Origin of the sequence: Streptomyces sp. NBC_01197 (assembly GCF_036010505.1) — a bacterium.
In the GTDB taxonomy this organism is placed as follows: Bacteria; Actinomycetota; Actinomycetes; order Streptomycetales; family Streptomycetaceae; genus Streptomyces.
In genome coordinates, this window is record NZ_CP108569.1 from 5,641,952 (window position 1) to 5,662,948 (window position 20,997).

General features: G+C 71.7%; 20 protein-coding genes. 9 read left to right on the forward strand and 11 right to left on the reverse strand.

Going from position 1 to position 20,997, the window contains the following annotated elements; all coding sequences use genetic code 11:
* Positions 1-137: 137 nt before the first annotated feature.
* Positions 138-839: a TetR/AcrR family transcriptional regulator gene (locus OG452_RS26005; RefSeq protein WP_327297982.1), complete on the forward strand. Its 702-nt coding sequence runs from the start codon at positions 138-140 to the stop codon at positions 837-839.
* Positions 840-938: 99 nt separating this feature from the next.
* A complete protein-coding gene (locus OG452_RS26010; RefSeq protein ID WP_327297983.1) occupies positions 939-1,667 on the forward strand; it encodes a bifunctional DNA primase/polymerase in 729 nt (242 codons plus the stop codon).
* 125 nt (positions 1,668-1,792) lie between these two features.
* Here the strand turns inward: OG452_RS26010 and OG452_RS26015 are convergent, their stop codons facing one another.
* From OG452_RS26015 to efeO, 4 genes are all read right to left on the reverse strand, one after another.
* Entirely contained in the window at positions 1,793-2,764 is a 972-nt protein-coding gene (locus OG452_RS26015) for a hypothetical protein (protein ID WP_405565316.1), read from the reverse strand.
* Positions 2,652-3,620, reverse strand: coding sequence for an iron uptake transporter permease EfeU (gene efeU, locus OG452_RS26020; protein WP_327297984.1), 969 nt, complete (start codon positions 3,618-3,620; stop codon positions 2,652-2,654). The genes OG452_RS26015 and efeU overlap by 113 nt, the downstream gene beginning before the upstream one ends.
* 64 nt (positions 3,621-3,684) lie before the next feature.
* Entirely contained in the window at positions 3,685-4,932 is a 1,248-nt protein-coding gene (gene efeB, locus OG452_RS26025) for an iron uptake transporter deferrochelatase/peroxidase subunit (RefSeq protein ID WP_327297985.1), read from the reverse strand.
* Positions 4,933-5,010: 78 nt separating this feature from the next.
* Positions 5,011-6,156: an iron uptake system protein EfeO gene (gene efeO, locus OG452_RS26030; protein ID WP_327297986.1), complete on the reverse strand. Its 1,146-nt coding sequence runs from the start codon at positions 6,154-6,156 to the stop codon at positions 5,011-5,013.
* 452 nt (positions 6,157-6,608) lie between these two features.
* Between efeO and OG452_RS26035 the strand changes: the two genes are divergently transcribed.
* Both OG452_RS26035 and OG452_RS26040 read left to right on the forward strand, forming a co-directional pair.
* Positions 6,609-7,322 carry an urease accessory protein UreF gene (locus OG452_RS26035; RefSeq protein ID WP_327297987.1) on the forward strand — a complete coding sequence of 238 codons (714 nt, stop codon included), beginning with the start codon at positions 6,609-6,611 and terminating at the stop codon, positions 7,320-7,322.
* A 143-nt stretch (positions 7,323-7,465) separates the two neighbouring features.
* Positions 7,466-8,464 (forward strand): urease accessory protein UreD, encoded by a 999-nt coding sequence (locus tag OG452_RS26040; RefSeq protein WP_327297988.1) that lies wholly within the window; start codon positions 7,466-7,468, stop codon positions 8,462-8,464.
* Between the two features lie 16 nt (positions 8,465-8,480).
* On the opposite strand, the gene map is transcribed toward OG452_RS26040, so the two are convergent.
* Positions 8,481-9,338: a type I methionyl aminopeptidase gene (gene map, locus OG452_RS26045; protein WP_327297989.1), complete on the reverse strand. Its 858-nt coding sequence runs from the start codon at positions 9,336-9,338 to the stop codon at positions 8,481-8,483.
* Positions 9,339-9,368: 30 nt separating this feature from the next.
* Here map and OG452_RS26050 point away from each other — a divergent pair, with 30 nt between their 5' ends.
* Entirely contained in the window at positions 9,369-9,602 is a 234-nt protein-coding gene (locus tag OG452_RS26050) for a hypothetical protein (RefSeq protein WP_327297990.1), read from the forward strand.
* Between the two features lie 84 nt (positions 9,603-9,686).
* Here OG452_RS26050 and OG452_RS26055 read toward each other — a convergent pair whose 3' ends face one another.
* From OG452_RS26055 to OG452_RS26075, 5 genes are all read right to left on the reverse strand, one after another.
* Positions 9,687-10,952, reverse strand: a complete 1,266-nt coding sequence (locus OG452_RS26055; RefSeq protein ID WP_327297991.1) for a HAMP domain-containing sensor histidine kinase — start codon at positions 10,950-10,952, stop codon at positions 9,687-9,689.
* A gap of 1 nt (position 10,953) precedes the next feature.
* Positions 10,954-11,757 (reverse strand): response regulator transcription factor, encoded by an 804-nt coding sequence (locus OG452_RS26060; protein WP_327297992.1) that lies wholly within the window; start codon positions 11,755-11,757, stop codon positions 10,954-10,956.
* A gap of 120 nt (positions 11,758-11,877) precedes the next feature.
* Positions 11,878-13,500 (reverse strand): trypsin-like serine protease, encoded by a 1,623-nt coding sequence (locus tag OG452_RS26065; protein WP_327297993.1) that lies wholly within the window; start codon positions 13,498-13,500, stop codon positions 11,878-11,880.
* A 338-nt stretch (positions 13,501-13,838) separates the two neighbouring features.
* Positions 13,839-14,354 carry a metallophosphoesterase family protein gene (locus OG452_RS26070; protein ID WP_327299786.1) on the reverse strand — a complete coding sequence of 172 codons (516 nt, stop codon included), beginning with the start codon at positions 14,352-14,354 and terminating at the stop codon, positions 13,839-13,841.
* Positions 14,355-14,585: 231 nt separating this feature from the next.
* A complete protein-coding gene (locus tag OG452_RS26075) occupies positions 14,586-15,188 on the reverse strand; it encodes a hypothetical protein (protein ID WP_327297994.1) in 603 nt (200 codons plus the stop codon).
* A 94-nt stretch (positions 15,189-15,282) separates the two neighbouring features.
* Here OG452_RS26075 and npdG point away from each other — a divergent pair, with 94 nt between their 5' ends.
* Both npdG and OG452_RS26085 read left to right on the forward strand, forming a co-directional pair.
* Positions 15,283-15,987, forward strand: coding sequence for an NADPH-dependent F420 reductase (gene npdG, locus OG452_RS26080; protein ID WP_327297995.1), 705 nt, complete (start codon positions 15,283-15,285; stop codon positions 15,985-15,987).
* A gap of 66 nt (positions 15,988-16,053) precedes the next feature.
* Positions 16,054-16,245: a hypothetical protein gene (locus OG452_RS26085; protein ID WP_327297996.1), complete on the forward strand. Its 192-nt coding sequence runs from the start codon at positions 16,054-16,056 to the stop codon at positions 16,243-16,245.
* Positions 16,246-16,263: 18 nt separating this feature from the next.
* Here the strand turns inward: OG452_RS26085 and OG452_RS26090 are convergent, their stop codons facing one another.
* Positions 16,264-17,064 carry a site-2 protease family protein gene (locus OG452_RS26090; protein WP_327297997.1) on the reverse strand — a complete coding sequence of 267 codons (801 nt, stop codon included), beginning with the start codon at positions 17,062-17,064 and terminating at the stop codon, positions 16,264-16,266.
* Positions 17,065-17,173: 109 nt separating this feature from the next.
* Between OG452_RS26090 and OG452_RS26095 the strand changes: the two genes are divergently transcribed.
* Positions 17,174-17,566, forward strand: coding sequence for a DUF6578 domain-containing protein (locus OG452_RS26095; RefSeq protein ID WP_327297998.1), 393 nt, complete (start codon positions 17,174-17,176; stop codon positions 17,564-17,566).
* A gap of 28 nt (positions 17,567-17,594) precedes the next feature.
* Entirely contained in the window at positions 17,595-20,969 is a 3,375-nt protein-coding gene (locus OG452_RS26100) for an AfsR/SARP family transcriptional regulator (RefSeq protein ID WP_327297999.1), read from the forward strand.
* Positions 20,970-20,997 lie beyond the last annotated feature (28 nt).

Here is a 20,997-nt window from a genome sequence, read left to right on the forward strand (position 1 = left end):
GTTCACCCACCGTGGCCGGCCGGGGTAGCACCCGCCGAGCCAACCCCGCCGGGCCGCGCACCATCGGTACGGAAGCCCCACATCACGCGGATACCGAGACGATACGTATCGGATCCGCCGATGTTAGATTCCCCTCCATGGCCGACTCCCCGTCCCCCGCAGCGAAGCCGCCCGCCGGACACCAGCCCGGCGCGCGGCAGCCCGGAACCCAGCCCTCCGGGCGGCCCGCCAGGGCGCCGGACGCCAGCCGCCGCAGCGAACGCTCACGGCGTGCCATCCTCGACGCGGCCCTCGCCCTGGTCGGCGAGGTCGGTTACAACAAGCTGACCATCGAGGCCATCGCCGCCCGGGCCGGAGTGGGGAAGCAGACGATCTACCGCTGGTGGCCTTCGAAGGCGGCCGTCCTGCTCGACGCGTCCCTCGCCCTCGCCGGGGACGCCGAGACCGAGGGTGACTGGAGCGGCTTCCCCGACACCGGCGACATCGCCGCCGACCTCAAGCATGTGCTGCGGCTCACCGTCGACCAGTTCAACGACGAGAAGTACGAGGCGCCCGCCCGCGCCCTCACAGCGGCCGGGTCCACCGATCCGGAACTCGGCAGGCGCTTCACCCGCGAGCTGCTCGAACCGGCCCTCGGGCTGTACGAGGAACGGCTGCGGTCCGCCGTCGCGGCCGGACAGGTCGGCGCGGACGTGGATATCCGGATCGCCGTGGAGATGCTGGTCGGGCCGCTCACCCACCGATGGCTCCAGCGCACCGGGCCGCTCACCCACGCCTTCGCCGACACCTGTGTGGACCAGGTGCTCCGCGGTATCGGGGCCCGTCCGGACGGTGGCTGAACCACCCCGGCCGGTAAGTGTGGTCACCCGGGGCGCAGGATGGTGGCAGCATGGAGGGTCCGTGGACCATGCAGCGGCAGCGGTGAGGTGAGGGGATAGATGGGAACAGAGTTCGGCCGAGACCGTGGCCCGGCGAGCAGGATGACCCAGTGGCTGCGCCGCCGCCCCAGACAGTCCCCTGACGACAACCTCGTCCGCGAGAAGCTCCTGGTCGCCGCCGCCGAAGCCGGGCTGCCCCTCTCGCCTGCCGCCCACCCCGTCGGGTACCGGTGCTCCTGCGACCGGGTCGGCTGTCCCACCCCCGCAAGGCACCCCCTCTCCTTTGCCTGGCAGACGCAGTCCACGACCGACCGCGCCCAGGTCGAGCGCTGGGTCCGCAACCAGCCCGAGGCCAACTTCATCACCGCGACCGGCATGGTCCTCGACGTCCTCGACGTGCCGCTCGACGCGGGGCGCAGCGCGCTGGAGCGGCTGCTCGCCGAGGGGATCCAGGTGGGACCCGTCGCCCAGTCGGGCATCGACCGGATGCTCTTCTTCACCGCCACCCGGGGTACGCCCGAGGACGAGGACGAGTGGTGGCCGTGCGAGCTGGACTGCCACCCGGAGACGATGGACGAGCACCCGGGGCTGCGCTGGCACTGCCGCGGCAGCTATGTACTCGTACCGCCCGCCCGGCTGCCCGGTGAGGCGAGCGTGGACTGGGTGCGCGGGCTCGAACATCCGCTGCCCGACCCGCTGACCTTGCTCGAGACGCTCACCGACGCCTGCGCGCGCCATGCCGACGGAGACCAGGACGCTCACGCGGTGGCGTGGCCACTCGGCCGCTGATCCGCCCCACGCCCGGCCCGCTGCGAGGCGGGCCGGCCCGCTCAAAGTGCCCGGCCCGTAAAGGTGACCGGCCCGCAAAGGCGCGGGACCCGTGCACACGCCGGTCCCGCTGAAAGTGCCCGAGGTTACGAGCCCTTCGCCGCCGTCAGCCCGGCCAGCCGGTTGAGGATCGTGACCTGTCCCCTCGCCGGAACCAGCGCCACCTGGCTGGAGACGCGCTCCTTGGTGATGGTGCTCCTCGCGTCACCGGTCATCAGTGCCTTCACATCCGCGGGCACCGCCAGATGCAGACCCTTCGCGGCCGTCTGCTGCTCGTAGTGCCGGGTGGAGAAGAAGACCAGCGCCCCGCCGCCCCGGATGGCCAGCCCCAGTGGCCGGTAGTCGCCGTCGGTGAGCGACCGGTCGACGTACTGCGTGGAGAGCCCCGGCAGATTCGCGTTCTTCGCCCGCGCTTCGCGCCAGACAGTTGTGTCGTTGCCGGGGGCGAAGTGGTCCGGGCTGCCGTTCTTCAGATACCCGGCGTACTCGCCGCTGAGCTTCTCCGGAGCCACCGCCAGCGAGGGGTCGGCCGGTTCGGCGGGCCGCGCCCAGCCGTCCTTGTCCGTGACGAAGTCGGGGACCGCCGACGGGCGGAGGACCGAGAGATAGGCGGCCTTCCACGGCTGGGCTGCCGCGTCCCGTACGAACACCACCAGCCAGCGGGTGTCCAGCCTGCCGCCGCCGTCCTGGTCCCGGTTGGAGTCCGTGTCGGCGACGAACCACCGCGGCCACCCGGCTTTCTTCGGGATGACGAACTTCGCGTCGGTGAGCCTCAGATCCGAGTGCTGCGCGTTGCCGGCCGGAGTGGTGACGTGCCGCGCCTTCAGCCCCGCCTGGTTGATGGCCCCCAGCGGACCGGTGACCCGGCCCTCGTCGAGAGCCGGGTCGTACGCCTTGTCCGCCTTGTTGTACGCGATGGTGAAAGCGGCGAGCGCCTGTGCCGCCTCAGCCTTCGTCGCCGACGGTACGACCTCCAGCTCGCCGTGCACCGTCATGCACCCGCTCGCCGTCAGCGACATCGCCGCCGTCGTCGCGAGCCCCGCCGTCAGCCGCCCCAGCCTGCCCATGAGTTGCCTTCTGCTCCTGCGATCCCGCTGCCTTCGAGGACGTGGTGAACCCTACCGGGGCGAAGAAGAACACGAGCGTGGGGACCAGGTACAGCGCCCATACCGTTGCCTGGAGCACGGTCGGGTCGGGCTGGAAGTTGAACACGCCCTTCAGGAGCGTCCCGAACCAGCTGTCCGGCGGGACGGCCGAGCTGATGTCGAACGCCAGGCTCTGCAGACCGGGGACGAAACCGGCCTCCTGCAGGTCGTGGAAGCCGTACGCCAGCACACCCGCCGCCACGACCACCAGCATCCCGCCGGTCCAGGTGAAGAACTTCGACAGGTTGATACGGACCGCGCCCCGGTAGAACAGCCACCCGAGCACGACGGCGCTGAGGATGCCGAGCAGGGCGCCGATCATCGGCCCCTGGGCGCCGTTGGTCGAGGTGTGCACCGAGGACCAGATGAACAGGGCGGTCTCCAGGCCCTCCCGGCCCACGGCCAGGAACGCCGTCGCGACCAGCGCGCCCGTCCCCATCTGCAGCGCGGTGTCGAGCTTGCCGTGGAGTTCGGTCCTGAGATGCCGGGCGGTGCGCCGCATCCAGAAGACCATCCAGGTCACCAGGACCACGGCCACGATCGACAGTGAACCGCCGAGCGCCTCCTGGGCCTTGAACGTCAGCTCCTGCGAGCCGAATTCGAGCGCGAAGCCGAAGGCGAGCGCCACCAGGACCGCGGTGGAGATACCGATCCATACCGGGCGCAGCGCGTCACGCCGCCCGGTCTTGACCAGATAGGCGATGAGGATGCACACGACCAGGCTCGCTTCGAGCCCCTCGCGCAGACCGATCAGATAGTTGCCGAACACGTCGGGTCCTTTCTGGTTGCAGGAACCGGATTACGAGAACGACGGAAAAAGAGGGGAGTCAGGTTCAGGTGAAGAGCGCACGGCCCCACCAGTCGCTCTTGTCACGGACACCCGGCGGGACGGCGAAGTGCGCCGAACCCACGTGCTGGATGTACTCGTTGAGCGCGTCATGGCGGGCCAGACCGCGCTGGAGCGGGATGAACCCCTGCCGGGTGTCCTTCTGGTACGCGAGGAAGAACAGCCCCGCGTCCAGCCGTCCCAGACCGTCCGTGCCATCGGTGAAGGAGTAGCCGCGGCGCAGGATCCGGATCCCGTGGTTGCTGTCCGGATGGGCGAGACGCACGTGCGACGTCGGCAGCATCGCCTTCAGGAACGGCTCGTCGCGCTCCTTGGCCTTGCCCACCGGCGCGCCCTCGCCCTTGTCGCGGCCGAAGACGTCCTCCTGCTCCTGCAGCGAGGCGCGGTCCCAGGTCTCGATGTGCATCCGGATGCGGCGGGCCACCAGATAGGAGCCGCCGGTCATCCAGGCCGCCCCGTCCTTCTCCGCCGCCCACACATGCTGCTTCAGCGCGGCCGTGTCGGTGCCCGAGATGTTCCGGGTGCCGTCCTTGAAGCCCATCATGTTGCGCGGGGTCTGCGCGTCGGGGGTGGTCGACGAGGTCTTGCCGAAGCCCAGCTGCGACCAGCGGATCGCGATCTTCCCGAAGCCGATCCTGGCCAGGTTGCGGATCGCGTGCACCGCGACCTGGGGGTCGTCCGCGCACGCCTGGATGCACAAGTCACCGCCGCTGCGCGCCGCTTCGAGGTTGTCACCGGGGAACTCCGGCAGATCGACCAGCGCTTCGGGGCGCCTGCCCTCCAGGCCGAACCGCCCCTTCTCGAAGAGCTCGGGGCCGAAGCCCACCGTCAGCGTCAGCCGGGACGGCTTCAGTCCGAGCGCCTCGCCGGTGTCGTCCGGCGGGGCCTCGGGGAGACCGCCGTACGCCCCGTCGCCCACGGTGTGCCCCTGCGTCATCAGGGCGGCCGCCGCCGTCCAGTCCTTGAGCAGCTGGATCAGCTCGGCCCGGTCGCTGGTCGTCACGTCGAACGACGCGAAGTGCAGCCGGTCCTGGACCGCGGTGGCGATACCGGCCTGGTGCGCGCCGTGGAACGGCACGGCCGCGCCGGACTCCGCCACCGGCGCGCTGTCGCCGCCGGTGCGCAGCGCGGCGACCGCGCCACCCGCGGCCACCGCCCCGATCGCGAGTCCGGCACCGCCCCAGCCGATCAGGGAACGTCTGGAAGGGGAAGGAACGCTGGTCTCGTCTGCCATTCCGCACTCCTGACTCTGCTGCCCGGTGCTCTGCTGTCCGGCGGTCTGCTGTCCGGCCGTCTTCTCCGTGTTGGGCATCTACTTGGTGACCACGGCCGCTGCGAGCTTCGACAGCGGCTCGGCCAGGGCGTTGACGGCGTCCGACAGCTTCTTGCGGTCCGCCTCCGAGACCTTGTCGTACGAGGTGAAGTCGTACGAGGCCTTGTCGTTGCGATACTGGTCGAGCAGCGAGTTCAGTGCGGTGAACTGCCGGTCCAGCTCCTTGGTCAGGGCCGGCTGGTTCTCCGACGCGACCGGCTTCAGCAGCTCGTACGCCTGCTGCGCGCCCTCGACGTTCGCCTTGAAGTCGACCAGGTCGGTGTGGCTGAAGCGGTCCTCCTCACCGGTGATCTTCCCGGTGGCGACCTCGTCGAGCAGCTCCTTGGCGCCGTTGGCCATCGAGGTCGGGGTGATCGCTGCCGTGCCCACGCGCTTCTGCCAGTCGGCCAGATCGGTGTCCAGCTCGGTCGCGAGGGACTTCTCGGTGGCGCCGGTCCTCTTGTCGTGCCAGAGCGCCTTCTCCAAGCGGTGCCAGCCGGTCCACTTCTGGCCCTTCTCCAGGCCGTCCGCGCGGGTGTCGGTCTTCGGGTCGATGTCGCCGAACGACTCGGCGACCGGCTCGGTGCGCTCCCAGCCGATACGCGAGGGGGCGTACGCCTTCTTGGCCGCCGCCAGGTCGCCCCGGCGGACGGCGTCCGTGAAGACCTTCACCTTCGGCAGCGTCTCGTCGGCCTGCTCCTGCACGTACTTGCGGTAAGCGGCGACCGCGGCGTCCAGCTTCGGGTCGCGCTTGACGGCTTCGCCTCCGGTGGCGGTGACCTTCTGCCGGATGCCGTTGCCCTTCATCCCGGGCTTGCAGGCGATCTCGTACGAACCGGCCTTCACCTCGGCGGTCAGGTTCTGCTTCAGGCCGGGGCCGATGTTCTCGCGCTCCGCGACGATGCGGTCGTCCGGGAAGAGCAGATAGACCTCGGTGACCTTGGAGCCCTTGTTCTCCAGGGCGAACTGCACGTGCCCGGCCGGGAATTCGGCCTTGGACACCTTGCATGAGGAGTCGTTCGCGGTGACGGAGACGACGCCACCGCTGCCCGCCTTGGCGTCACTCTTCTCGGCACAGCCCGTGACGGCGGTCAGAGCGGCCACCGCCGTGGCGGCGGTGACGACGGAGAGTCGGACGGGTCGCATAGGGGCTCCACGCTGGGTGAATGGTCGAGTGAGGCAGCCCTAACTTAACCGAGGCTTACCTGACCGATACCCGTCCGTGTTGTGATTCAGGTCTCATTCCGCCGGTCCGGTCGCCCCCGCATCACGGCCGGTCGTCGCCGGGCCGGGCCGATCCTGGAAGGCGGCGTCCGCTTCGCGCAGCGACCCCGCCCCGCGCCGGTGCGGCGCCGCTCACTCCATCGGGTCGTCTGGAGTGGCAGCTCCGCCGGGCTCTCGTAGCGTCGGAAGCGCGGCCCTCGCCGTGCCCGACTCCCCTCAGTGATCTGCCCGAACCGCTGAAACGAGGCAACCATGGTCGGCCAGCCGGTGTACCCGTACGGAGATGAGCCACCGCTCGTCCCACGCGCCGATGGTCCGCTCGGAGCCGAACCCGGGCCCGGTGTGCCGTGCTGCCCTCCCTGCCCCCGCATCCGGTGACGCCCGCAGAACCGGCCGCCCCGGGACCGCACGCTTCCCTGCTGGTCAGCCTGCAACTGGCGGACCCCGGGTTCCCGGGCGGCGGGTGCAACCCCGCGTACGAATGGGACTGCATGGTCCGGCCGGACCGGGTGGACCGGGCCGGTCTGGGGCCTCTGCTCCACACCCTGCTGCGCCGAGCCGTCGGCCCGACCGACGCGACGGCCCTCGCCCTCGCCCATGCCGCCGCCACGGAAGGCTGCTGGGGTGAGGTGGCCGAGATCGACGAACGGCTCCACGCCGCCAAGCTCGGCCGGGAAGAGCGGGCGGCCGCGACCCGGACCGGCGGGCGGATGCTCGACCTGGGCCGTGCCGTGTTCCCCAGCGAGGCCGTGGAGGAGTTCGCCGCTCTGGTCGCGCGCAGGGAGGCACCCGGTAACCGTGCGGTGGTCTCCGCCGTCATCCAGGCCGGTGTGGGCGTACCGCGCCAACAGGCGGTAACCGCAGAGCTGTTCGCGTTCTGCGCCGCCTTCGCCGGGGCGGCCCGGCGGACGGGGGCGGCCGACCACAGCGCCACGCAACTGCTGCTGCGCGGGGCGGCCCCGGTGGTCGAGGAGGTGACGGCGGAGGCCCTCCGCCGTGAACTCGCCGATCTGGGCGGCTGCGTACCCGCGGCCGAAGCCCTCTCGGGGCGCCCCGGCCGTGCGCCGGCACAGGCGTCCGCCGGCTGAGTGAGCACGCAGCGCACGACCTGCCGGCCCACCCGGCCGCCAGAGACCGGAAGGAATCACCATGAACGACATAGTGTCGCGCGCGGCCCGCTGCCGCGCAGGACTCTCTTTGCCGGGTGTCCGGAACGGGGCGGTGGTCTGACATGGCGCTTGTCACGGACGAGATGCCCGAGACGTCGGGGACGGGGCGCGCGAAGGGGGAGTCGCGGCTCTGCGCCGCGCACCACACCCCCGGCCGGGTACCGCCCGAGGTCGCCCGGCACGCCCCCGACGCCGGTGAGTCCGCCGCCGGACCGTCCGCCCGGGTCGGTCTCCTCGAGATGGGGTTCGAGCGGGTCAGCGGACGCACCGAACTGGTCCGCCGGTACAGCAGAATGCCGCTGCGGACAGGCCGGCCGCAGTATCCGGACCCGCTGCGGCCGCAGATGGCGTTCGTCCGGCTGGCTCCGGTCACGGGCGGTCTGGTCCAGGACGACCGCCAGCGCGTCGACGTCTGCTGCGGTGCCGAGACCGAGGTGCATCTCTCGACGGGGGCAGCGACCGAGATCCGGCCGATGGAGCGGGGCTACGCCACCCGCCTCGTCAATCTCTCGGCGGGGCCCGACGCGTATCTGGAGTACCTGCCGGACCCGCTGCTCCCGCTGCCCGGCGCCCGGCTCTACCAGCGCACCGTGATCACAGCGGACCCCGCCGCCACCGTCGTCATCGGTGAGACGGTGGCGGCGGGACGGCCGGGGTCCGGTGCCCGCCATGGATACGACGTACTCGGCCTCGACCTGGAGGTGCGCAGGCCGCACGGCAGGCTGCTCGCCCTGGACGCGATACGGCTGTGCCCCGGCCGGCCCGGTGCGGCAGGCCCTGGGGTGCTCTCCGGCCACACCCGGCTGGCCTCGCTCTTCGTCGTGACCGGCCGGTCGCCCGCTGCCGAGGTGGCTGACGCCCTGCACGCCGCGCTCGACGGCATGGGACTGCCGTACGGGGTCAGCGTGCTGCCGTACGACTGCGGCGCGTGGCTGCGGGTCCTCGGCGACGACGAGGCGGCCGTGGCGTCCGCCCGATACGCGGGCTGGGACGCCGCCCGCCGGCTCCTCACCGGCTCGCGCGCCCCTGCGTACGGGGGGCGCGGGCGCGGGGCGGCGTGAACTCCCGCGAGCCGGCTCAGGGCAGCGTAAGGATCTCCGCCCCGGTCTCCGTCACCACGAGCGTGTGCTCGAACTGCGCGGTCCGCTTACGGTCCTTGGTCACCACGGTCCAGCCGTCCTCCCACATGTCGTACTCGTACGAGCCGAGGGTGAGCATCGGCTCGATCGTGAACGTCATGCCGGGCCGGATCAGCTCCGTGGCGTACGGGCTGTCGTAGTGCGGGACGATCAGCCCGGAGTGGAACGACGTGCTGATGCCGTGGCCGGTGAAGTCCTTGACGACGCCGTAGCCGAAGCGCTTGGCGTACGACTCGATGACCCGCCCGATGATGTTGATCTGGCGGCCGGGGCGCACCGCCTTGATGGCACGGTTGAGCGACTCCCGGGTCCGCTCCACCAGCAGCCGGGACTCCTCGTCGACGTCCCCGCAGAGGTAGGTGGCGTTGTTGTCCCCGTGCACGCCGTTGATGTACGCGGTGACGTCGAGGTTCACGATGTCGCCGTCCCGGAGCACGGTGGAGTCCGGAATCCCGTGGCAGATGACTTCGTTGACCGAGGTGCAGAGAGACTTCTTGAACCCCCGGTAGCCGAGAGTCGACGGATAGGCGCCATGGTCGCACATGAACTCATGGGCGACCCGGTCGAGTTCGTCCGTCGTCACACCGGGCGCGATGTGCTTGGCGGCCTCCGCCATAGCCTGCGCGGCGATACGGCCCGCGAGGCGCATACGCTCGACGGTGTCGGCATCCTGGACTTCCGGACCGGTGTACGGCGTTGGCGCGGGCTTGCCCACGTACTCGGGACGCCGGATGTTTCCGGGTACGGAACGGGTGGGAGAAAGCTCCCCTGGTACGAGCAGTGACTGGCCAGACATGCCAGCGAGTGTATGAGAGAGGAACCGGCCATGGCTTTGTTCAAGAGGCGGACGACCGCGCAGCCGGGCGACTGGTACTACTGCCTCCAGCACAAAAAGGTCGAAGACGGGCCCGAGTGCCCGGGTAAGAACCGGTTCGGCCCCTACGCCACCCGCGAGGAGGCGGCGCACGCCATGGAGAAGGTGGCCGAGCGCAACGAGGAGTGGGACACCGACCCCAAGTGGAACGACGACAGGACCACCCCCACCGACGAGGAAGGCTGACCGTCCAGGGGCCACCGCCCCGGCCGGACGGACCCGACCGCACAGGTCGGTCCGCCCGGTCCGACGTGCACCGGTGCGGTGATGTCAGTCCGCCTGAGGCAGCCGGAGCGTGGCGACGGCTCCGCCGTCGGCGGCATTGGAGAAGAGCAGTGACGCGCCGATGACCCGGGCCTGGCCCGAGGCGACTGTCAGCCCGAGGCCGTGTCCGCGGCCGCGGTCAGCTGCTCCGGTGCGGAACCGCTGTGGTCCTTCGGCGAGGAGGTGGTCGGGAAAGCCGGAACCGTGGTCGCGGATGATGACGGTTCCGCCCTCGACGGTGACCTCGACGGGGCCGGCGCCGTGCCGGTGGCAGTTGACGACGAGATTGGTGATGATCCGGTCGAGTCGGCGGGGATCAGTCTCCACCACGGCGGGCGCGGCGCCGAGCGAGAGCCGTGCGTCGAGGCCGCTGCGGAGGAGCGAGCCCCGCACCATCTCGGTCAGCGCGACGGGCCGCAGGTCGGCGCGTTCCACGCCGGCGTCGAGTCGGGAGATCTCCAACAGGTCCTCGACGAGGATGCGCAGCACCCGGACCCGGTCCCGGACGAGATCGGTGGCCTCGCTCTCGGGAAGCAGTTCGGCGGAGGTGACCAACCCCATGAGCGGCGTGCGCAGCTCGTGTGCGACATCGGCGGTGAAACGCTGCTCGACGCGCAACCGGTCCTGGAGGCTGTCGGCCATCGAGTCGACGGTGTCCGAGATCGCGGTGATCTCGTCGCCCGCCCGGCCTCCCACCTTGGTTCTGGCGGCCAGGTCGCCGGAGGCTATGCGCCGCGCGGTGCGCGCCACCCGCCGCAGTCGTCGGTTGGGGAGCTCGGCGGCGAGGGCGGAGAGAGGGACGATGACGGCCAGCGCGGCCAGGGAGTACTTCTCCATGTGCCGGTCCAGGGAGCGGCGGCTGAGCTGGTCGGGGATCATGTCGATCGAGACCGCCGCCATGTGTCCGTCCGGCGTCCCTGCGCCGGCCCACATCCGCGGCCGGTACTCGTCGCTCTCATCGTACAGGTGGCCGCTGCCGTGTTCCCGGACCGTCCGCACCAGAGCCGGCGGCATCTCCCCGGGTGCGCGTACCAGGCTGTCGCTTCCGTCGCCGCTTTCCGCCGAGATCGCGCTGTCCAGAGCGCCGTACGCCTTGGCCGCACCGTCGTTCATGGACCTCTCGTACGTGCTGTGGTGCACCAGCAGCCCGACCGTCAGCGCGATGCCGCAGCACGCCGCTGCCACCAGCAGCGCGATCTTCCAGCGCAGCGAGTGCCGGTTGAGCAGGGTCCGTCGGTTTCCCGGGTCGGACAGGGCCCCTGGGACTCCCATGTCAGCCCCTCAGCTTGTAACCGAAGCCCCGGACCGTTTCGATGCGCCCGGCACCGATCTTCTTCCGCAACCGCTGCACGCACAGGTCGACCACCCGGGTGTCGCCGTCCCAGTCGTAGTCCCACACGTTGCGCAGAAGGGTCTGCCGGTCCAGGACGATGCCCGGGTACGCGACGAACTCCAGCAGGAGCCGGAGTTCGGTCGGGGCCAGTGCGACCGGCTCACCGGCGAGGAACACCTCCAGGCCGGCCGTGTCGACGGCCAGGTCAGCGAAGACGAGCAGGGCGCGGTGAGGGCGCGGAGTGCTCTGCTCCAGGCGAGCCGACGGGTCCGGCGGGGGAACCGGGGGAACCGTCGGCCCATCTCTCACGGTGGTGGATTCCGCCGGTGCCGCGGCCCGTGTGAACGTGGCACGGCGCAGCAGTGAGCGGATCCGGGCCACCAGCACCGCGGTGTCGACCGGCTTGACGACGTAGTCGTCGGCCCCCGCCTCCAGGCCGGACACGACCTCCAGGGTGCCCCCTCGAGCCGACATGATGAGGATCGGCTTCGTGCTGGTTTCCCGGATCCGGCGGCACAGCCCGATGCCGTCGAGCTCCGGCAGCATGACGTCCAGCAACAGCAGGTCGTGCCCGCCCTCTCGGAACCGTTCGAGACCGGTCAGCCCGTCACCGGCGGAGGTGACGCGGTAGCCGTAGCGCTCCAGCGCCATCGTGACCGACCGGCGGATCACCTCGTCGTCCTCGACGAGCAGGATCGACACGGGCTCCGGGGCTCTCACCCCGGCGGCGGCTGGAACCGACATCTCTTCCCATCGGACGTGGTTGGGTGCTGGGGGCCCATGATGCGCCAACCCGCCCGCCCTGCCGAATCCTGGCCCCGGCACGCCCGCGCGGGGCCGTGTCCGCCGGTGTGGCCGGCGCGCTCAGCGTCGGTGTGCCGGAGGACCGCTGCGCTGCTCCTCCTCACTGGGGGCGTCGCCGTGGTGGTCGGAGCGTGGTGCGGCACCGGACAGCGTGCAGCCCCGGTGGGACAGGTCCAGCTTCGACCCCTCGGTCAGGCAGGACGGGATCATGGAGACCTGCTGGCCGTAACCACGGCCCTGTACGGCGGTCACGGTTCCGTCCGAGCCCACCTCGCAGGGGTTGTTGTCGGTGCACTTCTCGCCGGCGTCGTTGTGGGTGTTGTGGATCCCCACGACCGTGGAGCCGTCGGGGGCCAGCAGCGCCGAACCGGAAAAGCCGTAGTAGGGAGTGCAGCCCTTGCTGGTGGCATAGCGGATCGAATGGTCCTGCTGGTAGCCGCCCTCCCGCAGGTGCGGGAGCACGGCCCCGGCGGTGCACTTGAAGCGGCCGCCTGTGTAGGCCATGGTCAGGGAATCACCGGCGCGCACGGGGGTGGAGGTGAGCCGGAAGACCTTCGCGCCCTCGGCCTGCAACTGCGCGTAACTCTGGTCCAGTCGGTAGAGCGCGACGTCGGTACCGGTCATCGTCGCGTACACCAGCCGTTTCGCATGGGCGGTGGTCTGCGGGTAGCCCTGGCGGTCGGCGATCGTCACCTTGCGGTCGGCCGGCTGGTCCACCAGCGCGGCTCCGGGCGCGGGCCGATTTCCCTGCACACAGTGGCCGTTGGTCAGCAGCAGCGCCGGGTCCTGCGGTCGGGAGGACGGGGCGCGCACCACCGAGCCCACGCAGTCGCCCAGGTCCGCCGCGCCTTCCACGTTGGGTATCTTGTCGTCGGGCGGCACGTGGGTGCCGCTGATGATGCCCTTGATCCAGTCGGCGTGCCTGGTGACGTCGGTGTACAGCGTCTTGCCGCTCTCGTCGGGACCGCTGACCACACCGGCCACCGCCCACTTGCCGCCTTCGCGCACCAGCGCGGGCCCACCGGAATCCATGTTCGACGCGGCGATCCTGCCGTCGGCGCTGCCGACGCACATCTCGCCGACGTTCGTGTATGACGGGCACTTCGAGATCGGCTGCACCACGGTGTCAGCCTCCCGGAGCCGCGTCGGGTAGCACGCCGGATCGGTGTTGTCGTCGCAGGTCATGCCCCAGCCCATGATGCGCACGGAGGAGTTGTCCGCCGGCGTGGTCGAGGCAATCCGCACGGGCTCGGCCCGGACCGGGGTGCGCAGGTGCATCAACGCCATGTCCCGGCCCCAGAACCCGCCCTCGTCGTTGGGGGTCGCCAGCCGGTAGTAGTGGTCGACCTCGGCGACCTCGCCCCCGGACGTGGTGTCCAGCGACCCGACCCGGACCTTCCAGCCACGGGGGACACCCGCCTTCGCCCCGGTCGGGTTCCGGCCGGCGCAGTGGCTCGCGGTCAGCACCCACTGCGGTGCGAGGACCTCCACCCCGCAGCCATGTCCGTCCGAGCGCGGCGGCATGGGATAGGCCGGCTGGAACGAACCCATGAATGAGTAGGCGTGGGTCGACTCGGTGCCGCCCACGATGGCCTCTGCCGGCTGGGCGGCCGTCACAGCCGCGGTCAAGGCGACCCCCGTCGTCAGGACGGCGGCCGCCCTCGGACTGATCCACTTGCGCATGGGTCTCTCCCCTTTCGTCCGCCGCCGGCAATCGCCGCGGCGCGCTCGTACGGAGGAGGGACAGCACCCGGCCGTCCCGTCCGGCCACTGATCCTGGACCCGGCGGTGCTCCGGCGGGCCTCACCCGTGTATCAGGCACTCCACGGCGACCGCTCAGTTGTGTATCCGCCGCGAACGGCAACGTCACCGGCTGGGCGGCATCACGCTCTCGAGGTAGACGCCCCGCTCCCTGAGCGGGGGCTCAGATTTCCCGGCCCGGCCTCGTGCCGGCCGGTCACGTCGGCGAGCTCGCCACGCGCCCCGGCCGCAACCGGATCAACAGCGGCTCGGTGGGGCGGTCAGCTTCTCTGCACTCGGTTTCTCTGTACTCGGTGCAAAGTGACCTCGTCCAGGGCTCCGTCTGCCACGAGGAGAGTCATGTACGTGCAGTACGGCTCCCGCCTGCGGTCCGTGGGTGACCCCGGGTTCAGCAGGCGCAGGCCACCCGGCGCATGACTGTCCCAGGGGATGTGACTGTGTCCGAAGACCAGGACGTCCAGGTCGGGAAAGCGTGCGGCACAGCGTGTCTCCCGCCCCCGCGCGGGACCAGTCTCGTGAACAGCACCGAACCGCAGGCCTCCCAGCTCTGCGCGGGCCACCTCGGGCAGCCGGCGACGCAACCCGGGGCCGTCGTTGTTACCGAACACACCGATCAACCGTCGTGCGTGTCCTTCCAGCAGGTCGAGGGTCGCGGTGTCGACCCAGTCTCCGGCGTGGATGACGACGTCGGCCTGTTCCGCCTCGTGCAGTAACTCGGAGGGCAACCGTTTGGCGCGGGCCGGCACATGGGTGTCGGAAATGAGGAGCAGCCGCAAGGAGGGGGTTGTCCTGCCTGCCCGGCGGAGCGCGGTGGCATCCCTCCTGGGCCGGTTTCCCTCCGGAACTGTCATGACCTCTCTCCTCTGCGGCTGCTCCTGGCGAGGGGCAACTGATCGCGTTCGGCGGCGCGACTGCGCCGCTTGTTGTGTTCCATCATGCGCCGCAGAGAATCACGTCACCGACGCCGAGCCGGCTGAGGAGGCGGACGAGCCGTCGGACCAACCGGATTACCAGCGGCCCGGCGGGGGAGCGGTCAGCTGGTCGGCGAGGCGGGACAGGCGGTCACGGAAGCGTGGCTTCCCGCGCTGCGCGGGCAGGCTGTTCTCGCCGGCGGCCGCGCTGACCAGGTGCTGCACGGTGTCGAGATCCACCTCGTCGCCGTCGGCCACGGTCAGCGTCTCGTGCGCGAGCCCGTGCACCTCCGGATCCCCGCCGTCCAGCGTCAGCACGGTGGCCCCCGCTCGCCGCGCCCCGTGCACCCGTTCGAGAAGCCCCGCGCCCGGCAGCTCCGGCGCCACGACGAGCAGCGTCTCGCCGCGCCCTGCCGCCTCGATCCTCCCGAGTCCCACGGAGAGATGCGCGGGCTCACCGCCGCCGACCCGGTGCCGTACCAGCGTGGGTGCCAGTTCGGGCAGCCCCGACCAGGCGGCCTCGTCCACGAGATGGGCCGCCAGATGCCACGGCTCGTACCGCTCGGTCCCCACCAGGAGCAGGCCTCCGCCGTGCGGCACCACGGACGACCGCAGCGCGGTGGCGAACCGGCGGGTGGCGCGCGGCCACTCCGTCCCGGCGAGTACTTCCCGGAGCAGCGCTACCCGTACGGCATCCATGGCCCGGCATCCTGCCCCACCGGGCCGCCCGGCGCGGGCTGTTGGCCGCTCCTCATCCGTACGGGTACCGGGTACCAGCAAGTAGGGTCGGGCCATGACTTCCACCGACAGTGCACAGCAGCCGGCCGCCAGGGACCCCTGGGACCTCCCCGACGTATCGGACCTGGTCGTCGGCGTCCTCGGCGGGACCGGTGACCAGGGGCGCGGGCTCGCCTACCGGCTGGCCAGGGCCGGCCAGAAAGTGATCATCGGCTCCCGTGCCGCCGAGCGGGCCCGGGCCGCGGCCGGAGAGCTCGGACACGGCGTCGAGGGCGTGGAGAACGCCGAGTGCGCACGCCGCAGCGACGTGGTGATCGTGGCCGTGCCGTGGGACGGGCACGCCAAGACCCTGGAGTCGCTGCGCTCCGAGCTGACCGGCAAACTCGTGGTCGACTGCGTCAACCCGCTCGGCTTCGACAAGAAGGGCGCGTACGCCCTGAAGCCGGAGGAGGGCAGCGCCGCCGAGCAGGCCGCCGCCCTGCTGCCGGAATCCCGGGTGGCCGCGGCCTTCCACCATCTGTCGGCGGTGCTGCTCCAGGACCCGGCGATCGAGGAGATCGACACCGATGTGATGGTGCTGGGCGAGGAGCGCGCGGACGTCGAGATCGTGCAGGCGCTCGCGGGGCGGATCGCCGGGATGCGCGGAGTCTTCGCCGGCCGGCTGCGCAACGCCCACCAGGTCGAGTCGCTGGTCGCCAATCTGATCTCCGTCAACCGCCGCTACAAGGCCCACGCGGGGCTGCGCGTCACCGACGTGTGAGTGCGACCGGGGCATGGGGGACACTGGGGGGCGAAAAGACTTTGCCCCCGGACAGGAGCCGCCCCCATGCCCCGCCTCGCTCTGTACGCCCTCGTCGTCTGCGCCCTCGCCGTGGCAGCGGCCGTGGTCTCCTTCGTCCAGGGCAGCTTCATCGGGATCGTCTGGATCCTGCTGGCGGGACTCTCCTCGAACATGGCCTGGTTCTATCTGCGCAAGAGCCGCGCCGCGAAGGCGGCAGGCGCCCCCGCCACCCGCTGACCGGCCGCGCCGCTCGCGCTACCGCGGGCAGAAGAACCCGGCGGGCTGCCCGTACCAGAAGCGGTAGAAGTTCTGCCCGCAGTACGTGTCGTTGCCGCTGACCCCGACGCCACGCAGGATCGCGTCGATCAGGTCGAAGAACGCGTGGTTCAGCGACGGGATCCACAGCAGCGCGAAGACCGCCAGCATCCCGATCTGGCCGAACGGCTCGACCTGGCGGCGGATGCTGTACGGCAGCCAGGGCTCGATCACGCCGTACCCGTCGAGCCCCGGCACCGGCAGGGAGTTCAGGATCGCCGCCGTGAACTGGAGCAGCGCGAGGAAGCCCAGCGCGTAGCGGAACAGCGGCGGTACGCCGTCCAGCGCGTGCAGCCAGAACGGCGCCGTGCAGACGAACGCGAACAGCACGTTCGTCAGCGGACCCGCCGCCGAGATCAGACTGTGCCGCCAGCGGCCCCTGATCCGGCCCCGCTCGATGAAGACCGCGCCACCGGGCAGACCGATCCCGCCCAGCACCAGGAAGATCAGCGGCAGCACGATGGACAGCATCGCGTGCGTGTACTTCATCGGGTTCAGGGTGAGATAGCCCTTCGCGCTGACGGAGATGTCACCGCTGTGCAGGGCGCTGCGGGCGTGCGCGTACTCGTGCAGACAGAGTGAGACCACCCACGCCGACGTCACGAACAGGAACACCGAGAAGCCGGGGACCTTCGCGAAGTCCGCCCACACCGCCCAGCCGGTGACCGCCATGACAGCGACGATCCCCAGGAAGACCGGACTGATCCGCCGCTCGCTGCGGCGGGGGAAGGCGGTGGTCATGGACGGAGCTCCTGATGCGTGGGCGGCCGGGTCTCAAGAGCTCCGACCGTACAGGTGACACGCGGTAAACGTCTCGCGGTCGGGGAGGGGTTCCGGGCAGGGTGGGGACATGACGGTATGGCAGGTGGTGTACGCGGACTGGGAGATGGAGTGCTGCGGCACCCCGTTCTCGGTGGGCGACGAGGTCACATGGACCGTGGGCCCGTACGGCGGGGTCGGCCCCGGCCTGCCCGGCGGGACGCTCTGCGTCTCGAACCACGGCATGGGCGGCCCGCTGGCGGAGCCGCTGACCGCGCGCGTCCGGTCGATCCGGGTGGTGACAGAGGAGTTCGCGGAGACGCCGGACGGGTCCGGATGCGAGCCCGTGCCGGGGCGGCTCGCGCTGCGCTCCGTGCGGCGCTGCCCGAAGTGGTTCAGCCGCGAGGCGGACGGAGCCGGCGGGCCCGGTCACGACAGGCGTGCGACCGGTGTGCTGGTCGAGCTGGAGAGACCGGGCGGCTGAGGTGCGCGGAGTAACGGACAATGGGCCCGTGCGCTACCGGATCCTCTCCACGACCCAGGCGCTCCGCCCCGACGGCACGGCCGTCGCCCTCGGCGGGGCGCGGCTGCGTGCTCTCCTCACCGTGCTGGCGCTGCGCGTCGGACGGACCGTCCCGGCGGCCGTGCTGGTAGGCGAAGTGTGGGACGGCGAACCGCCCGCCGACGCCACCGGTGCGCTCCAGGCGCTGGTGGCCCGGCTGCGACGGGCGCTCGGACACGCGGCCGTCTCTTCCGTGGACGGCGGGTACCGGCTGTGCGCGGATCCGGACGACGTCGATCTGTACCGGTTCGAGCGGCTGGCGGGGGAGGGCGCGCGGGCCCTGGACGAGGGCGACCCGGCCAAGGCTGCCGGTCTGCTGGAGGACGCGCTGGCGCTGTGGCGGGGGATGGTGCTCGCCGACCTCCCCGACCGCACGGCCGTGGCGGCCCGCTGGGAGGCCCGGCGGCTGGACGCGCGCCGGGCGGCGCTCGCCGCCGCGCTCGCTCTCGGCCGGGCCGATGAGACGCTGCCTGAGCTGGCCGCGCTCTGCGCCGACCACCCGATCGACGAACCGCTGCAGGCCCTGCGGATCCGGGCCCTGCGGGACGCGGGGCGGACGGCGGAGGGGCTCGTGGCGTACGAGGAGGTGCGGCGCGGGCTCGTGGAGCTGCTCGGCGCGGACCCGGGCCCCGAACTGCGCGCGCTGCACGCCGGGTTGCTGTCGCCCGGCGAGCCCGCCCCGCCGACTGAGCCCGCCGCGTCCGCTGTGCCTGCTGCGCCCGCCGACCAGAGCTCGGGGCAGGGGTCTGCCGGTCCGGAGCCTGCTGGTACGCGCGCTGCCGCCCCCGGATCCGGCGGGCGTGGGCCCGGCAACCTCCGGGCCCGGCTGACCAGCTTCGTCGGGCGCGAGAGTGACATCGACGCCCTGCGCGCCGACCTCGGGTCGGCCCGGCTCGTCACGCTGCTCGGCCCCGGCGGGGCCGGGAAGACCCGGCTCTCGCAGGAGGCGGCCGAGGCCGCCTCCGGAGCCTGGCCGGACGGCGTGTGGCTGGCCGAACTCGCCCCGGTGGACGACCCGGAGACCGTGCCCGAAGCGGTACTCGGCGCACTCGGCGCCCGCCAGACGGTGCTGCGCGGCGCGGGCGCCGAGGAGATACGCGCCGCCGACCGGCACGCGGACGACCCCCTCACCCGGCTCGCCGAGCACTGCTCCCGCCGCCGTATGCTGCTCCTGCTCGACAACTGCGAGCACGTCATCGCGGCCGCCGCCACCCTCGCCGAGATGCTCCTCGCACGCTGCCCCGGACTGACGATCCTCGCCACCAGCCGGGAGCCGCTCGGGGTGCCCGGCGAAGTCGTACGCCCCGTTGAGCCGCTGCCCCAGCCGTCCGCGCTCCGGCTGTTCGCCGAGCGTGGGAGCGCCGCGAGACCGGACTTCCGGATCGACGACGACCCGGCGGCCGCCACCGAGATCTGCCGCCGCCTCGACGGACTGCCGCTCGCCATCGAACTCGCCGCGGCCCGGCTGCGGATGCTCTCCCCGCGCCAGATCGCCGACCGTCTCGACAACCGGTTCCGGCTGCTGACCGGCGGTGCCCGGACCACCCTGCCGCGCCAGCAGACCCTGCGCGCGGTCGTCGACTGGTCCTGGGACCTGCTGGACGAGCCGGAGCGCACCGTACTGCGCAGGCTCTCCGTCTTCGCCGGGGGCTGCGGGCTCACCGCGGTGGAGGCGGTGTGCGGCGCCGACGCACTGGACGTACTGGGCTCGCTGGTCGACAAGTCCCTGGTGGTGGCGGTCCCTTCGGGCGAGGACGAGATGCGCTACCAGCTCCTCGAAACCGTCGGCGAGTACGCGGCCGAGCGGCTGGACGAGGCGGGGGACCGCGCCGACGCCGAACACGGCCACCTGGTGCACTACCGGGAGCTGGCCAGGCGGGCCGACCCCGAGCTGCGCGGACACGGGCAGCGCGCGGCGATCGACCTGCTGGTGCGTGAGTACGAGAACGTACGCACCGCACTGCGCCGGGCCGTGGCGACGGGCGACGAGCAGGAGGCGCTGATCCTGGTGCACTCCCTCGCCTGGTTCTGGCAGATGCGCGATCTGCGCGGCGATGCCAGGCACTGGGCCGCCGCGACCGCGGACCTCGGACCCGACCCGTTCGAGCCGCCGGTCGTGAAGGCCCCGCCACTGCATGAGCGGTGCACGGACGCCCCGCCGCCGATGAGCCCCGAACTGCTGGAAGAGGCGCGGCGTGGGGTGCGGCTGATCCATCTGTCCTCCGCCGACCACGATTTCGACGACTGGTCCACACCGGCGAGCAGGGAGCGGCTCAGCCGGGTGGTGGAGGCCTACGGCCCCGGGCTGCCGCAGACCTGCCGGAGCCCTGCCTCGCTCTGGTTCTTCGCGATCATGCTCACCGGCTCTCCTGCTCAGCTGCGGGAGGTACTCGACGAGACCGTACGGTCCTGCCGGAACTTCGGGTACGAGTGGGAGCTGGCCGCCGCCCTGCAGATGCGGGCCAACGTCCTGGCCAACCGGAGCGACTGGGCGGGCGACGCCGCCAGGGACGCAGAGGAGGCCCTCGACATCTTCAGCCGCCTCGGTGACGCCTGGGGCGCAGCCGAGGCACTCTCGGCGCGGGGTGAGGCGCGTGAGCGGCGCGGCGACTTCCTGCCCGCCGGTGAGGACTACCGGATGGCCTTCGGCTACGCCGAGCAGCTCGGCGCCCGGACCCAGGTAGCGGTGTTGCGGGCGCGATACGCCGGGGTGCTCATGGAAGCGGGCCGCGGCGACGAGGGCGAGACGATCCTGCGGCAGATCCTGGAGGAGGAGAGGGGGCCGGACGTCGGGCACGAGGTCTGGCCGGTGGCCCGGATGCTGCTCGCCACCTGGCTGGGCCGCACCGGCCGGCCGGCCGAGGCGCGGGTCGAACTGGCCCTGCTGCACGAGAAGTTCAAGCTGGGGCCGCTGGCCTTCTTCGAGGGGATGCTGTTCGGCCTGATGGCCTGGCTGGACAACGAGGAGGGCCAGTACGCCGACGCCCGGGCCAAGGCGCGGAAGGCGATCACCCGGGCCCGTGACCCGCTGTCGCTGATGGTGGCCCCGCAGATGCCCGCCGCCCATCTGGTCACGTACGCCTGGGCGCTGGCGGGACCCGGCGATCCGGCGGAGGCCCGGGACGCGGTGCGGCTGATCGCGGCGTCCGACGCGCAGCTGCCGCCGGGCCACTTCAGCGCGACCACGGAGCGCGCCAACCGCGAGCAGGCCGAGGCGGCCGGCCGCGCCGCCCTGGGGGACGCCGGCTACGAGCGTGCGTACGCCGAGGGCGGCGGCCTCACCCCGGAGGAGGCCACCGCTCTGGTGGAGCGACGCGATCAGTGAACGGGACCGCCGGGTCATCAGGCCCGGC